This is a genomic window from Cohnella boryungensis (assembly GCF_042651945.1).
Lineage (GTDB): Bacteria > Bacillota > Bacilli > Paenibacillales > Paenibacillaceae > Cohnella > Cohnella boryungensis.
The window spans coordinates 22,644-36,384 of record NZ_JBHSED010000035.1 but is presented as its reverse complement, the minus strand read 5'-3'; the positions used below and the strand labels follow the sequence as shown (position 1 = coordinate 36,384).

The following is a 13,741-nucleotide window of genomic DNA, read 5'->3' as shown; positions in this document are numbered from 1 at the left end:
ATGTTCGGCATGCTGCCGTCCTCCGGCTTTAGTTGCTCACGGCTTGAACGACATACCGCTTGCCCGCTGTCGCCTTCCAGGATACGCCCCGATCTCCCGCAGTCGTCGCTTGAACCTCCTGACCCTCACAGAAGACCTTCGCCGGAACGTCGGTGCGCAAGCGGCATTCGCCATCCAACGAAGGCTCCAGCACGGCTTCCGTCAGTTTGCCGTCTTGCCAGGCGATTGCCGCCTGCCAGCCTCCCCGCGCCTTAAGCCCGCTCACGGAGCCTTCCGACCACGCCTTAGGCAATGCCGGCAGCAATCGAATTTCTCCTGCCTGGCTTTGCAGCAGCATCTCGGCGATGCCCGCTGTACCGCCGAAGTTTCCGTCTATCTGGAACGGAGGGTGCGCATCCCACAGATTGTCATACGTCGAACGGCGGAGCAAAGTCATGACATAATCATACGCCTTGTCGCCTTCTCCCAATCTGGCCCAAAGGTTGATAATCCAGGCGCAGCTCCATCCGGTATGGCCTCCCCCGCAGGCCAATCTGCGCTCAAGCGAGTTGCGGCATGCCTGTACCCACTCCTCATCCCGGCCGGATACGAATTCGTCTCCCGGGAATAGACCGTACAGATGAGACAAATGGCGGTGTCCGGGGTCCTTCTCCTCGAAGTCCTCGCACCATTCAAGAAGCTGCTCGAATTTCCCCGTCCGGTACGGAAGGAATTTCTCCAGCCGCGCGGACAGCTCGTTGCGGAAATCGGCATCGATGTCTAGCGTCTCCCCCGCTTCGATGCAATGCTTGAACAGCTCGCGAATGAGCGTCATATCCATCGTAGAACCGTACGCCACGCTGCAATCCTCGCCCTGCGCGGTAACGAAGTCGTTCTCGGGGGAGGTAGAAGGGCAGGTTACCCAGAAGCCGTCCGGGCTTTGGACCAGCCAATCGAGGGCGAACTCCGCTGCGCCCTTCAATGCCGGATACACCCGCTCCGCCAGAAACTCCCGGTCCCGGGTATATTCGTAGCGATTCCACAGATGCCAGCAGAACCACGCCGCTCCCATCGGCCAATAGGCCCACTGGGCATTGCCGCCTACTGCGGTCGGCGTTCTCCATAGGTCGACATTATGATTGACGGTCCATCCTTTGGCGCCGTAGTTGACTTGCGCCGCTCTCTCCCCGGTGCTCCTCAATCCGTCGATCAGGTCGAACAGCGGCTCATGGCACTCGCTCAGGTTGCAGCTTTCCGCCAGCCAGTAGTTCATCTCCGCATTGATATTCGTCGTCCAGTTGCTGCTCCAGGGCGCCTGCACATGCGGATTCCATATGCCCTGCAGGTTCGCGGGCTGACTTCCCGGCCTGGAGCTGGCAATCAGCAAGTACCGCCCATAGTCAAAATAGAGGGCCGTGAGCGCGGCGTCCTCCGAGCCTTCCTTCACGCGCGCCAGCCGTTCGTCCGTAGGCAGCGCGCTTGTCGCCGCATCCGGTTCTCCGCCAAGCCTCAGGGATACCCGGTGGAACAACGCTTGATAATCCTTAAGGTGCGCGGCAAGCAGATCCTCGTAGCTGCGTCCCTCAGTAGAAGCCAGCATTCCCGAGCACATCTCCGCAGGATTCGCGCCATCCTTGGCCGGATCGCGTTCGAAGCCGTTATAGCTTGTCGCCCCGACCACCTTCAGCAGCACCTCGTCCGCGCCCTCGATCAAAATCCTGCTTCCGGACTCCGTTACCGTACCGCCTTTGCTCTCTACGGCAACCCGAACTTCAAACGAGATGCCCCGGCCCTCCTCGAAGACAATCTGATTCGCCTCGTCGGCGTAGCCGGGCGCTACGTGGCAGGGCGCTTGTCCTTGAAGACGAAGCGTCGCTCCCTTCTCGCTAATCGTCGTATGCGGCAATACGCTGTCCAGACCGACGGCTAACGAGATTGCTCCCGCTTGATCGGCTCCCAGCCGAACAATCAGCGTCTGATCGGGAGCCGAGCAGAAGGCTTCCCTCGCATACGTCACTCCGTCAAGGACGTAGCTGACCTTGCCCACCGCCGTATTCAGATCAAGCTCGCGCGAATAAGCCTCTACCTGATCCTCTGTTAGCGCACATTTGCCCGAGTTGGACCATTGCATCACCAGATCGCCCATTGGCAGGTACGATTGGTTCCACGGCCCGAGCATCTCGCGCTCCAATAAGTCCTGCGCCTTGCGGTATTCTCCCGCGAAGACCAGACTGCGCACTTCCTCAAGCGCCGCGGCGGCGGGATTCGTCGTATTCCGAGGCTCGCCCGACCATAGCGTATCGTCGTTGAGCAGCATCCGGTCCTCTCCAAGAACGCCGAACATCATCGCTCCCAATCGGCCGTTGCCTAGCGGCAAAGCCTCCTTTTCCCAATTCGTCGCGGGTTTCTTATACCAGAGCTTGCGAGATATAGGCTGTGTCATCAGTGTCCATCCTTACTTGGTTAATTTTCGAAAACGATTTCCAGTCGGCCTTCAACAGCTCTCTGCCGTCACTCGATTTCATTCTATATAATGCGTCCGGTTCGCACCATATAATAATCAGACAATTCAATATGAAAAAACGGCCTGCGCGATTGAACAACACCGCACAGGCCATGCTTGATTTGGTACTATTCCCAGAGCTTCTTCTCCAGCGTCAGCGCTTTGACCGTGCCTGCCGGACGAACGATCAGCTCCTGATCGGTCACCTCGTAGCCCATGTTCTGGTAGAGGACAAGATTGTTCTGCACCGATTGCCGAACCTTGCAGCGGCTGATCTTAAGCCCCTTGGTCACTCCTTGCTTCTCGATCCACTTGACCAATTGTCTCGCGTACCCTCTCCGGCGCCGATGCGGCACAACCGACAAACGGAAGAAATAGATCGCGTCGCCGTCGTATTGATAACGGACCATTGCCGTTGCCGTATCTTCCTCGAACAGAATGACGGCGAATTGGCTTTGATCGGCTAGAGCCTCCTGAATGGACTCCTCGGTCTCGTCCAGCGCGCTGGAAGGCGGCGTTGCCGTACGATACTCCTCGAAGGCCATTCTCATGAGGGCGTACACCGTATTCGCATCCTCCGGGGTAGCTTCGCGAATCGTGATCTCGGGATCCTTCTTCAGCTTGGCCAGCGGTCTTTCGGGCGCTTCGTCCGGCTCCTTCAGCGCAGCCTTGACCGCATCCTCGCCTTCGGACGCTTCGCCTTCTCCGGCAGCCCGGCTCTTCGACGTATCTGCGAAGGTTTCTCCACGGAAGTAATCTCTTGTTTGTTTTAGGAAATACATCAGAACAATAATAATGGACAGCATAAACTGAATTTGATCTATAGAAAACCATAAAACAACAAACAAGACGATAAGCGAAGGAAAATGCTTCCTCCTGTTAATCAACCAGAGCAGAACTAACATCGAAATAATAGGAATCGTAATATTGAACACAATGATTAATATTTTGTTGGCCGTAAAGTCGGAGTAGTCCTTGGTGTTAATAAAGGACATTGTCATTACGAATACAAATAAGACTAGCTTCAATAACAAGATAAACCGCATGATACGAACTGGGGTTGGCGCTTTTGGCAAATGTGAGTCCTCCCTATGAGCTGTCCAGCGAGAAATGAATTCCAACGTAAACGGGACAATCCCGTACTAAGCCCTAATTATAACAAAAAAAACAGCTTCGCGGGGAATAGCTTTCCCACAAAAGCTGTAATTTACCAACATCGGCGCTTGTTATTTTCCTGCCAGCACCTGATACCAGACGCCTCGCTTGGAATACAGCGTGTCTCGGACCTCGTCCCAGCCGCCGAGATAGTCAATCGTGAACAGCTCGGGCGGCTGCGGGAATTGCGCTTTCATCCCCTCGGCCAATGTCTCGTCCACCGGCCGAAAGCCGTGCTTGGCGAAGAGCTTCTGAGCCTCCTCCGTGTACAGGTAGCTCACGAATGCCTCGGCCACCTCCCGCACGCCGTGCCGATCCGCGTTCCGGTCGATCACCGCGACCGGATTCTCGATCAGAATCGTGCTTGGCGGCACTACGATATCGTAGTCGACGCCTTTGGCGATTCGGGCCAGCAGCTCGTTCTCATAGGTTACGATCACGTCGCCGACCCCGTATTCGAATGCCGCCATGGAGGCCCGGCCGCTTTTGTCCATCGATTCGATATTGCGATGAACGTCCTCCAGAAACCGCTTGGCCGCTGCGGCATCCTTCGTGCCCGTCTGCCGCTCGGACTTCATCAAGCCCGCGCCGTAGATGGCGTTGATGTCCCACTGGGCGCCTCCGGAAGTCTTCGGGTTCGGGTACAGCACCTTCACGCCGGGTTTCGTCAGATCCTCGAAGTCCTTGATTCCCAGCGGATTGCCTGCTCTCGTCCCCAATACAACGATGGAACGCGTGATCATTCCCCGGTTGGCGGATGCATTCCAGCTGGAGGACACCAGCCCGGCGGATTCCAGCTTATCCATGTCCCCTTCCAGCGCCAGCAGCGTCACGTCGGCATCGAACCCGCCGATGATCGAGCGCGCTTGCGTACCGGAAGCCTCATACGATTCCTGGAACGAGACGCTTTGCCCCGTGCTTTCCTTCCAGTGCTTCTGGAATGCCGGAACGATCTCCTGCAGCGCATCCTTGGCTACGGAATAAGCGCCCAGCACCAATGTAACGTCTCCGGCCGGAGCCGAAGCTCCCGGCGATGCCTCGCCTTCTCCGCCATTGCTTCCGCAAGCGGAAAGCAGAAGCAAGATGCATAACAGAGCAGCCGCGCCGGATAACGCCAAGCGGCTTAACTCGCGGATTCCCGTCCTCATGACTAACCTCCCGGTGCCTGCGTAGGCTCCCTTCCGGCCATTTAAATGTGCACCGGCATTGGATCTTCCTTCAATTTGTTCTCCATGACCCAGCTATCGTTATCGTTAAACAGGTAAGCCCTATGGATCAGCACCTGCACTTCGTCTCCCGGATGTAAAATCTGCTTCTCCAGCGAGCGGTAAGTAACCAACTTAGTCGCTCCGATCTCGACCTCGACCAGCCATTCGCTTCCGCGGAAATGCACGTGACGAACGCGCCCCGTCTCCGTCGCGGACAACAGCTCGAAGTCCGAGGACTTGCCGATCTCCACGTATTCCGGACGAATCAGCGCTTTCGTTCCCGGCGCGCCCGATGCGCTGCCGAAGCCGCGCAAGGCCGCTACGTCCTCCACGATGGTCGACTCGCCGATGAAGCTGGCTACGAAAGGCGATTCCGGATCTTTGTAGATTTCCCACGGCGTGCCCTTCTGCTCCAGCCGCCCTTTGTTGATAATCATGATCTGATCGGCTACCTCAATCGCTTCGTCCTGATCGTGCGTCACGAAAATCGAGGTAATGCCGAGGCGATCGATCATCTCGCGAAGCCAGGAGCGCAGCTCGTGGCGAATCTTCGCGTCGATCGCGGCGAACGGCTCGTCAAGCAGCAGCAGCTGCGGCTCGGGAGCGAGCGCCCTGGCGAAAGCGACGCGCTGGCGCTGACCGCCGGACAATTGATGCGGGTAACGCTTCTCGAAGCCGGACAGGCCGGTCAGCTCGACCAGCTCGGCAACCCGCTCCTTGATCTTCGGCTTCGGCCATTTCTTCACTTCCAGACCGAAAGCGATGTTGTCCGTCACGGTCATATGTTTAAACAGGGCATAGTTCTGAAACACGAAGCCGATTCCCCGCTCCTGTGGAGGAAGCTCGTTCACGCGCTTGCCGTGAAACAGAATATCTCCTTCATCGACGGATTCCAATCCGGCCAGCATGCGCAGGATCGACGTTTTGCCGCCGCCGCTCGGGCCCAGCAGGCCGATGAGCTGCCCTTTCTCAATCTCGAAGTTCACGTCCGATACCGCTTGAAAATCGCCGAACTTCTTTTTTAACCCGCGAACCTCGATATGCATTTCAATGCACTTCCCTTCTCGATTTGGCCCACTCCATGAACAAGAGCAACGTAACCGAAGCCGCTGCCAGCACCAGGGCGATGGAATTCGCGGCGGTGAGATTAAAGTTCTCGACATCCTGATAGACGAGCGTCGTCGCCGTCTGGGTCTTGAATAGAATATTGCCGGATACGACAAGCACCGCTCCGAATTCGCCAAGCGAGCGGGCGACCGTCAGGACGACGCCGTATACGACGCTCCAGCGAATCGATGGCCAGGTCACTCTCCAGAAGGTCGTCCAGGCGCCCGCTCCCAGCGTGGAGGCGGCTTCTTCCTGCGCGTGGCCGATTTCCTGAAGAACAGGCATCACCTCGCGGACGACAAGAGGGAATGTAACGAACAGCGTTGCGATAATCATGCCGGGAAGCGCGTAGACAATGTCGATGCCGGCTTTGTTGAACAGCGCTCCGAGCGCCGTCTCCGGGCCGAGCAGCAGCACGATCATCAGTCCCCCGATAACGGGCGATACGGCAAACGGCAGATCCACGATGCTGTTAAGCAGCTGCTTGAGCTTGCGGCCAAGCCAGGAGGCCCTGACAAGGTATAGCGACAGCATTACGCCGAATAAGGTGTTCACCAGAGTGACGATGACGACAATCAATCCCGTCATATAAAGCGCATGCAGCGTCTCAGGCCGAGCCAGTCCGTCCGCAAAGCCGCCGAAGCCTTCATTAAAGGCACCCATGGCGATACGGATCACCGGGATGATCAGCAGCAGGCTGAAGACGATAACGGTCAAGCTGATCCATAATCTTCTCATCCGTTCTTCCTCCTCATCTGCACGTAATTCACAGTCCACAGAATCAGGAAGGAGAACGTCAGCAGCAGCACGCTGACCGCCGTAGCTCCGATCGTATTGTCGCTTTCGATCTCTCCAAAGATATATACCGAGGCGATCAGCGTCTTGCCCGGAATATTGCCCGCCACGAGCACGACCGCGCCGAACTCCGCAAGCGCTCTGGAGAAGGCCAGCATCGCGCCGCTTAGAATGCCCGAGAGCATATTCGGCAGAACCACTCGCCAGAAGGTCTTCGCCTTCGTCGCGCCCAGCGTATACGCCGCCTCTTCCTCGGAATTATCCATCTCTTCGAGCAATGGTTGCACGGCTCGGATGACGAAAGGAAAAGTAACGAATACCATCGCGATGACAATGGCCGGCTGGTGGAACAGAATCGTGAAGCCCAGACGCTCCGCCCACTCCCCGACGAAGCTGCGGGGGCCGAGCAGCAGCAGGATCATCAGTCCCGCTACGGCGGTCGGAAGCGCGAACGGCAGATCAACCAGACTGTTCAGCAGCCGCCGTCCCGGGAACCGATAGCGAATCAGCACCCAGGCCGACATCGTGCCGACCAGCATATTGATCACCGTGGCCACCAGCGCCAGCTTGACTGTGAGTATGACCGCCTTCCAGGCCAGCGGCTCCGTAATATTTTCGGCGAAAGCCGCCCATCCCGAAGAAAAGGATTGACCGTAGATACCCAAGATCGGAAAGATGATCAGAATGACGAAATAGAGCATGACGGCGCTGCGAAATCCCCAGCTCCACCAGCGACCCTGCAGCATGGAACTCACGTTGACGTGTACCTCCCGCAGCTTTGAGAGCTGTATACAATATAATTCCTATTAATTTAGTAGGTATTGTTACTTTACCAGAAAACGACTTCTCCCGTCAATCAGGAATGACCGGGATAAACGCCTTTTTATTAAAAAAACTAATGTAACCTATTCGAGGGCCTTATGAGTGGTGAAACGCAAATGGGGGATCTGGTGAAGACGTGGTATAATCGGGGGAAAACGGGAGGGCTGTCTATGCTGCTCAAGGAAACGCTGAGGACGTCGCGCCGCGACGAAATAATCGATATTACCCGGGAGGTGGCGGCTACCGTAAGGGAACAAGGCATCTTCGAGGGCATCGCGATTGTCTACTGCCCGCACACGACGGCCGGGATCGCCATTAACGAGAATGCCGATCCCGACGTGAAGAGGGACGTGCTGATGCGTCTGGACGAGGTGTATCCCTGGGAGCATCCCCAGTATCGGCATGCGGAGGGAAATACGGCCGCTCACCTCAAGGCGATTACGACAGGGACATCGCAGACCGTGGTCATTGCCGATGGAAAGCTGGTTCTGGGCCGGTGGCAGGGGATCTATTTCTGCGAATTCGACGGCCCCCGGCAGCGGGAGTATCGGATCAAGCTCATTGCGGGCTAGCCCGTTCATTCGCCTTCTATGAAGTATCTCTCCTCTCCGGTCTCGATCGCCGCTTGACCCTGCGTCAGGTCGGTGATCCAGTCCCGGAACCTCTCCGCCTCGCCCGCTTCGGGAAGACATTGGACGCGCACGCGATCCGTGAACGCCACGTCTCCGACCCGGAAGCCTCTGCCTCTTAACTCGTTCTCCAGCTTGCCGTACCAGGTGTAATCGACATCCACGATCACTTCCCGGTGCAGCACGTTCACGATCGGCTCGGCGGCATCGATGCCGACAACCGCTCCATCCGTATAAGCCCGGACCAGTCCGCCTGCCCCCAGCATGATTCCGCCAAAATATCGGGTCACGACGACAACGACGTTTTTCAGACCGCGATTGCGGATGACCTCCAGAATCGGCCGCCCTGCCGTTCCGCTCGGTTCTCCGTCGTCCAGCGCTTTCTGGAACTGGTCGCGCTCTCCGATGAGATATGCGGAGCAGTTGTGCGTAGCATCCCAATACTTCTTCTTAAGCTCCTCGATAAAAGCGACCGCCTCTTCCTCGGATTCCGCGGGTTTCGCATGACCGATAAAGCGCGATTTCTTGATGACGACCTCGGCTGAGCCGAATTGCCTTACGGTGCTGTATTTGGAGAGCATGAATACCTCCGTATTGAATTTAATGAACGATCAGATCCCCTAGCAGCGCCACGATAAGGCCTGTCAGTCCGGCGCATACGAGGACCAGAAGCAGTAACACTGCATAGTAAATCACCTTCACGCGGCCAATGAGCCATGCGATTAACGCAATCACGGCACCGGACAGCCAGACATAAGGAATAAGCAGGAAAAGCCTCCATCCCGTCGCCCATTCCCAGTCGCCAATCAGCCCATAAAAAATCACGTAGAGGAGCAGCAAAACGGTGTGCGCAATGAGGAAGGCATTGCGGAGGATTGTCCATCCCCTCGGCGAAGCTTTCCGCTTCTCGGTCACGGATATCGCAGACTCCACGCTGCTCGCGACAACCATAAGATTTGCTTGCGCCAGCGCAGCAATCAAGCCCAACGTCAGCCCCGCCGGGACATTACCTGAACTGCCCGCCATAATCGCGCCCACATGCAGGCTTCCGCTGACGGCAGCGCTGTTCCAGATCCTCCTGTTACGGCTTGTAATCCTCCATGCCTTCCCTAGAATTCTTCCCGGACTGGAGCCCATCCCCGCAACAGCCGAAGGAATTGCCGACGCCAGCAGCCACACGGCCAATCCCGCAGCGATGACCAGAAACAGACCTATGCAATAGACCAAGGCATACTTGGGAGCCGTCTGCACGTGACTCGAGCCTTCCTCTACGAGATACGCCGCCCCTTGCAAGCAAGCCGCCGCCAGAATTAGACCGACAATCGAATATCCCGCTTCCCTGAAGCTAATCTCGCCTCTGATTTTTCGCGCGAGCGTCCACGTCAGCCCCACGATCCCCCAGCATAGCAGCGTGATCGTCCATAACTCTATGGAAGCTGACCATGTCGCAGCTATCGCAATGGCGGCCGCTCCCCACGCCGCTCCGCCTTTCCGACCTTTCGTCTCCAGCTTGACCAACCGACTCTCTCCCGTTATCTGTACTCGTAAGAGCAACACACGTTTTGTATTGCGCAATCAGATGAGAATAAAGGAGGTCTGAAGCTTATCCTTTCTGATCGTACAAAAAAAGAGTGCGTTACGCACCCTTCCTCTGTTTTGCGCATTGCCGAGCGTCTTCCGCCGCAACACAGCGGCGGAGCGCCCGGCTGCCAGCGTTCGCGCCTTACAGGCGAGCTTCCAGCTCTTTCTTCTGCTCTTCGAAGCCCGGCTTGCCGAGCAAGGCGAACATGTTCTTCTTGTACGCTTCTACGCCCGGCTGATCGAATGGGTTAACGCCCAGCAGATAACCGCTGACGCCGCATGCGATCTCGAAGAAGTAAACCATGTACCCGAACGTGTGCGGGCTCATGTCCGGCAGATTCAGGATCAGGTTCGGCACATTGCCGTCCGTGTGCGCCAGCAGCGTGCCCAGGAACGCTTTCTTGTTGACGAAGTCCAGCGTCTGTCCGGCCAGGAAGTTCAACCCGTCCAGGTCGTCCTTGCTGCTCTCGATCGTGATCTGCTCCTCGACCTTGCCGACCTGAAGCACCGTTTCGAATATAATCCGGTTGCCCTCCTGGACGAATTGACCCATCGAGTGCAAATCCGTGGAGAAGTCTACGGATGCCGGATAGATGCCTTTGTAATCCTTGCCTTCGCTTTCGCCATAGAGCTGCTTCCACCATTCGGAGACGAAATGCAGGCCAGGCTCGTAGTTTACAAGAATTTCAATGGCTTTGCCCTTGCGGTAAAGCGCGTTGCGGACAGCCGCGTACTGGTACGCCTGGTTCTCGCTCAAGTTCGGATTATTGTAAGCTTTGGCGGCGTCTTGCGCGCCTTTCATCATCGCTTCGATATCGATTCCGGCAGTCGCGATCGGCAGCAAGCCGACGGCTGTCAGAACGGAGTAGCGGCCTCCGACATCGTCCGGAATGACGAACGATTCGTAGCCTTCCTCGGTAGCCAGCACCTTCAAGGCGCCGCGAGCCTTGTCGGTCGTCGCATAGATGCGTTTGCGGGCTTCTTCCTTGCCGTATTTATGCTCCAGAGCCTCGCGGAAAATACGGAAGGCGATCGCCGGCTCCGTCGTCGTTCCCGACTTGGAGATGACGTTGATCGACCAGTCCTTCCCCTCCAGCGCTTGCAGCAGGTGCGTCACATAGGTCGAGCTGATATTGTTACCCGCGTAGAAAATTTGCGGCGTCTTGCGTTGCTCTTTGGAGAGCGTGTTGTAGAAGGAGTGCTGCAGCATTTCAATCGCGGCGCGAGCGCCCAGATATGAGCCACCGATGCCGATTACGATCAGCGCGTCGGAATCGGACTGGATTTTGCTTGCGGAGCTTTGGATGCGTGCGAATTCTTCCTTGTCGTAATCGAAAGGAAGGTTGATCCAGCCCAGGTAGTCGGAGCCTGCGCCGGTACCGTTATGTAATTGCTCGTGAGCCAGCTTGACGGCCGGCGCCAGGTTGTCGATCTCATGCTGGCCGACGAATTGCAGCGCCTTGGAATAATCGAATTGAATCGTATTGCTCATTGCCATCTCCCTTTCTATTTGGACCTCGTGCGGTCAGTTCATTAAACATTAGATATAGAATACTGAATAAAGCGGTCCGGCACAAGCAAGCTTCGATGAAAGTTTGATGAAGATTGCGGAAAAACGGTGAACGGACGCTATCCGGCTTCCTTGGCGGGTTTGTCCATTTCCCATTCCTCTAGTGGTATACTAGAAGGAAAAGCACATTGGATCGGAGGATTCTCATGACACCAACAATCGGCTTTATCGGATTGGGCACAATGGGCGAGCCTATGGCCGCCAATCTCTTGCGCAAGGGTTACGCGCTGCTCGTATACAATCGCACGCCGGGTAAAGCGGACAGACTCGTCGAGCTGAGCGCGGAAGTCGCGTCCTCTCCAACGGACATCGCTGCCCGGACGGATGTCATATTCACGATGATCAGCAACGATCAGGCGATTGAGGAGGTTTATTTCGGCGAGGACGGCCTGTTCTCATCGCTCAAGCCCGGGACGGTCATCATCGACAGCAGCACCATCTCCCCTGAGCTGGCGAGAAGACTAGCCGCCGCATCCGCAGAGCGGGGCGCGGAGTTCATCGATGCGCCTGTAACCGGCAGCAAGCCGGCCGCCATCGACGGAACGCTGCTCTTCATGGCCGGCGGGCAGGCGCAGACGATTGAGACCCATCGGGATATCCTGCTCGCGATGGGCCGCGAGGTCGTTCATATGGGACCGAGCGGAAGCGGCGCGAACGCCAAGCTGGCCCACAACACAATCGTCGGCATTAACGCCGCCGGATTGATCGAGGGGATGGCCATCGCCGCGAAAAGCGGAATCGACGCTTCCGCCTTCCTGCGGATCGTTCAGGGCGGCGGCGCCGCGAGCAAACAGGCGGAGCTGAAGGGGCAGAAGATTATCGACGGAGACTACAGCGTGCAATTTTCGCTTGCGCTGATGCTCAAGGATCTTAAGCTTTCCTCCGTCCTGACCGATACCCTCGGCGTCTCCACTCCGATGCTCGAATCCGCCAAAAGCCTGTTTCAGCTCGGACAGGCGGCAGGCTGGGGCGAGCTGGACTTGGCCGCTCTCGCTAAGGTCTACGAAAGCTCGATTGGCAAAACTATCGGGGGTTCCGAGGCGGACGCAGCCAAGGCTCCCTGACGCTGCAAAAGCAAAAGAAGAGGCCGGGGTGGCCTCTTCTTTTGCTTTTGGCTATTTCGACAATTCGATAAAGCCTTCGCCGAACACATCGCGTACGTCATGAATCGTTATGAACGCGTTCTTGTCGCTGGACTTCACGATTTTCTTCAGCATGCTGAGCTCCTGCTTGCTGATTACGATGTACAGAATCTCTTGCTGCGCTTTCGTGTAATAACCGTGTCCATGCAGTACCGTCACGCCTCTGTCCATCAGGGTGTTGACCTGATCGGCGATTCTCGCATGCTCCTTGGAGATGATGGTTACGGCTTTCTTCGGATTCAGCCCCTCGATGATGAAATCCATGACCTTGGTAGCGATGTACAGCATCACGATGGTCAGCATAACGGCTTGCGCGCCAATGATAAAGTAGGATGCGAATACGACGATCAGATCGAAGAACAGCAGCGCGTAGCTGACATTCCAGTCAAAGTACTTGTTCATGATGCGGGCAAGAATGGTGGACCCTGCCGTCGTTCCTCCGGCCCGAATGATGATTCCGATCCCAGCCCCTCCGAAGAGCCCGCCGAACACGGCATTGACGGTGATCTCCTCCGATGCGATGCGCCAGTCCTTGGTCACCTGCAAGAACAGCGACAGGAGCAGCAGAGTCACGATCGTGTAAGCCACCGCAGTCCGATCCAGAAATTTGTATCCGATCGCCATGAGGATGGCATTCAGAACCAGGCTGACCAAGCCCGGAGACCATTCGTACAAATAGTACATAATAATCGTAATCCCCATTACGCCGCCTTCGCCGAATTCGTTCGGAATCGCGAACAGATTGATCGACAGCGCGAACAGCAACGCTCCCACCGCAAGCATAGCAAACTCCGTCAGCCTCTTTTTCATCGTGGAACCCCCTTGGCCCTACGCCGAGGTATCCGTCCCCAAGCAAAACAACCACCGCCGATTGCATAGAGGCAGTGGTTGTTCGACTCTGTCTGGATACGATTAGTCGAGATACGAGCAGATATAATCCGTGACCGTCTTCACCTTCAGCTTAAAGCTGGCATTAGCCGGCACTTCAAATTTCGTAGGCTCGGAGATCTCCAGCCATTCGTCGTTGCCCGGAAGCAGAACGGAAAGCTCTCCCGCCTGGATGTCCATGATTTCCTTCTGCGAGGTACCGAATTCGTACTCGCCCGGAAGCATAATGCCCAGCGTTACTTTCGTACCGTCGGCGAAAATAACCATGCGGCTTGTCACGTTGCCTTCGAAGTATACGTTGGCTTTTTTCACTACGGATACATTGTTGAATTGCGGCATCGTTTCTCTCCAGCTCCCCTGTG

At 56.6% G+C, this 13,741-nt stretch carries 13 protein-coding genes; 2 read left to right on the top strand and 11 right to left on the bottom strand.

Translation table 11 applies throughout. From position 1 onward, the window contains the following. Positions 1 to 28 precede the first annotated feature (28 nt). The 6 genes from ACFO1S_RS15665 to cysT all read right to left on the bottom strand — a co-directional run bounded on the left by ACFO1S_RS15665 (position 29) and on the right by cysT (position 7,493). Entirely contained in the window at positions 29 to 2,422 is a 2,394-nt protein-coding gene (locus ACFO1S_RS15665) for a glycoside hydrolase family 95 protein (protein WP_204605632.1), read from the bottom strand. Between the two features lie 188 nt (positions 2,423 to 2,610). Continuing rightward, entirely contained in the window at positions 2,611 to 3,558 is a 948-nt protein-coding gene (locus tag ACFO1S_RS15660) for a GNAT family N-acetyltransferase (protein ID WP_378127102.1), read from the bottom strand. A 150-nt stretch (positions 3,559 to 3,708) separates the two neighbouring features. After that, the gene (locus tag ACFO1S_RS15655; RefSeq protein ID WP_204605634.1) at positions 3,709 to 4,785 is read right to left on the bottom strand and encodes a sulfate ABC transporter substrate-binding protein; all 1,077 of its coding nucleotides are present in this window, start codon (positions 4,783 to 4,785) and stop codon (positions 3,709 to 3,711) included. Positions 4,786 to 4,826: 41 nt separating this feature from the next. Beyond that, positions 4,827 to 5,891, bottom strand: coding sequence for a sulfate/molybdate ABC transporter ATP-binding protein (locus ACFO1S_RS15650; RefSeq protein ID WP_204605635.1), 1,065 nt, complete (start codon positions 5,889 to 5,891; stop codon positions 4,827 to 4,829). A gap of 1 nt (position 5,892) precedes the next feature. Next, positions 5,893 to 6,690, bottom strand: coding sequence for a sulfate ABC transporter permease subunit (locus tag ACFO1S_RS15645; protein ID WP_204605636.1), 798 nt, complete (start codon positions 6,688 to 6,690; stop codon positions 5,893 to 5,895). Beyond that, positions 6,687 to 7,493: a sulfate ABC transporter permease subunit CysT gene (cysT, locus tag ACFO1S_RS15640; protein ID WP_378127197.1), complete on the bottom strand. Its 807-nt coding sequence runs from the start codon at positions 7,491 to 7,493 to the stop codon at positions 6,687 to 6,689. Before cysT ends, ACFO1S_RS15645 begins: the two co-directional genes overlap by 4 nt. A 246-nt stretch (positions 7,494 to 7,739) precedes the next feature. On the opposite strand from cysT, the gene ACFO1S_RS15635 reads away from it, so the two are divergent. Beyond that, positions 7,740 to 8,141: a secondary thiamine-phosphate synthase enzyme YjbQ gene (locus tag ACFO1S_RS15635; protein WP_204605668.1), complete on the top strand. Its 402-nt coding sequence runs from the start codon at positions 7,740 to 7,742 to the stop codon at positions 8,139 to 8,141. 5 nt (positions 8,142 to 8,146) lie between these two features. Here ACFO1S_RS15635 and ACFO1S_RS15630 read toward each other — a convergent pair whose 3' ends face one another. From ACFO1S_RS15630 to ACFO1S_RS15620, 3 genes are all read right to left on the bottom strand, one after another. After that, on the bottom strand, positions 8,147 to 8,779 hold the full coding sequence (locus tag ACFO1S_RS15630; protein ID WP_204605638.1) for a YigZ family protein: 633 nt from the start codon (positions 8,777 to 8,779) through the stop codon (positions 8,147 to 8,149). A gap of 19 nt (positions 8,780 to 8,798) precedes the next feature. Further along, entirely contained in the window at positions 8,799 to 9,716 is a 918-nt protein-coding gene (locus ACFO1S_RS15625; protein ID WP_204605639.1) for a hypothetical protein, read from the bottom strand. Positions 9,717 to 9,921: 205 nt separating this feature from the next. Continuing rightward, the gene (locus tag ACFO1S_RS15620; protein WP_204605640.1) at positions 9,922 to 11,271 is read right to left on the bottom strand and encodes a glucose-6-phosphate isomerase; all 1,350 of its coding nucleotides are present in this window, start codon (positions 11,269 to 11,271) and stop codon (positions 9,922 to 9,924) included. Between the two features lie 206 nt (positions 11,272 to 11,477). Between ACFO1S_RS15620 and ACFO1S_RS15615 the strand changes: the two genes are divergently transcribed. Continuing rightward, on the top strand, positions 11,478 to 12,413 hold the full coding sequence (locus ACFO1S_RS15615; RefSeq protein ID WP_378127100.1) for an NAD(P)-dependent oxidoreductase: 936 nt from the start codon (positions 11,478 to 11,480) through the stop codon (positions 12,411 to 12,413). Between the two features lie 51 nt (positions 12,414 to 12,464). Here ACFO1S_RS15615 and ACFO1S_RS15610 read toward each other — a convergent pair whose 3' ends face one another. Then, on the bottom strand, positions 12,465 to 13,301 hold the full coding sequence (locus ACFO1S_RS15610) for a YitT family protein (protein ID WP_204605642.1): 837 nt from the start codon (positions 13,299 to 13,301) through the stop codon (positions 12,465 to 12,467). A gap of 102 nt (positions 13,302 to 13,403) precedes the next feature. Beyond that, positions 13,404 to 13,718: a pyrimidine/purine nucleoside phosphorylase gene (gene ppnP, locus ACFO1S_RS15605; protein WP_204605643.1), complete on the bottom strand. Its 315-nt coding sequence runs from the start codon at positions 13,716 to 13,718 to the stop codon at positions 13,404 to 13,406. Positions 13,719 to 13,741: the final 23 nt, after the last annotated feature.

Coding starts and splice junctions, on each gene's coding strand:
- ACFO1S_RS15665 (WP_204605632.1), bottom strand. CDS start 2,422: ATGACACAGCCTATATCTCGCAAGCTCTGGTATAAGAAACCCGCGACG.
- ACFO1S_RS15655 (WP_204605634.1), bottom strand. CDS start 4,785: ATGAGGACGGGAATCCGCGAGTTAAGCCGCTTGGCGTTATCCGGCGCG.
- ACFO1S_RS15650 (WP_204605635.1), bottom strand. CDS start 5,891: ATGCATATCGAGGTTCGCGGGTTAAAAAAGAAGTTCGGCGATTTTCAA.
- ACFO1S_RS15645 (WP_204605636.1), bottom strand. CDS start 6,690: ATGAGAAGATTATGGATCAGCTTGACCGTTATCGTCTTCAGCCTGCTG.
- cysT (WP_378127197.1), bottom strand. CDS start 7,493: ATGCTGCAGGGTCGCTGGTGGAGCTGGGGATTTCGCAGCGCCGTCATG.
- ACFO1S_RS15635 (WP_204605668.1), top strand. CDS start 7,740: ATGCTGCTCAAGGAAACGCTGAGGACGTCGCGCCGCGACGAAATAATC.
- ACFO1S_RS15630 (WP_204605638.1), bottom strand. CDS start 8,779: ATGCTCTCCAAATACAGCACCGTAAGGCAATTCGGCTCAGCCGAGGTC.
- ACFO1S_RS15620 (WP_204605640.1), bottom strand. CDS start 11,271: ATGAGCAATACGATTCAATTCGATTATTCCAAGGCGCTGCAATTCGTC.
- ACFO1S_RS15610 (WP_204605642.1), bottom strand. CDS start 13,301: ATGAAAAAGAGGCTGACGGAGTTTGCTATGCTTGCGGTGGGAGCGTTG.
- ppnP (WP_204605643.1), bottom strand. CDS start 13,718: ATGCCGCAATTCAACAATGTATCCGTAGTGAAAAAAGCCAACGTATAC.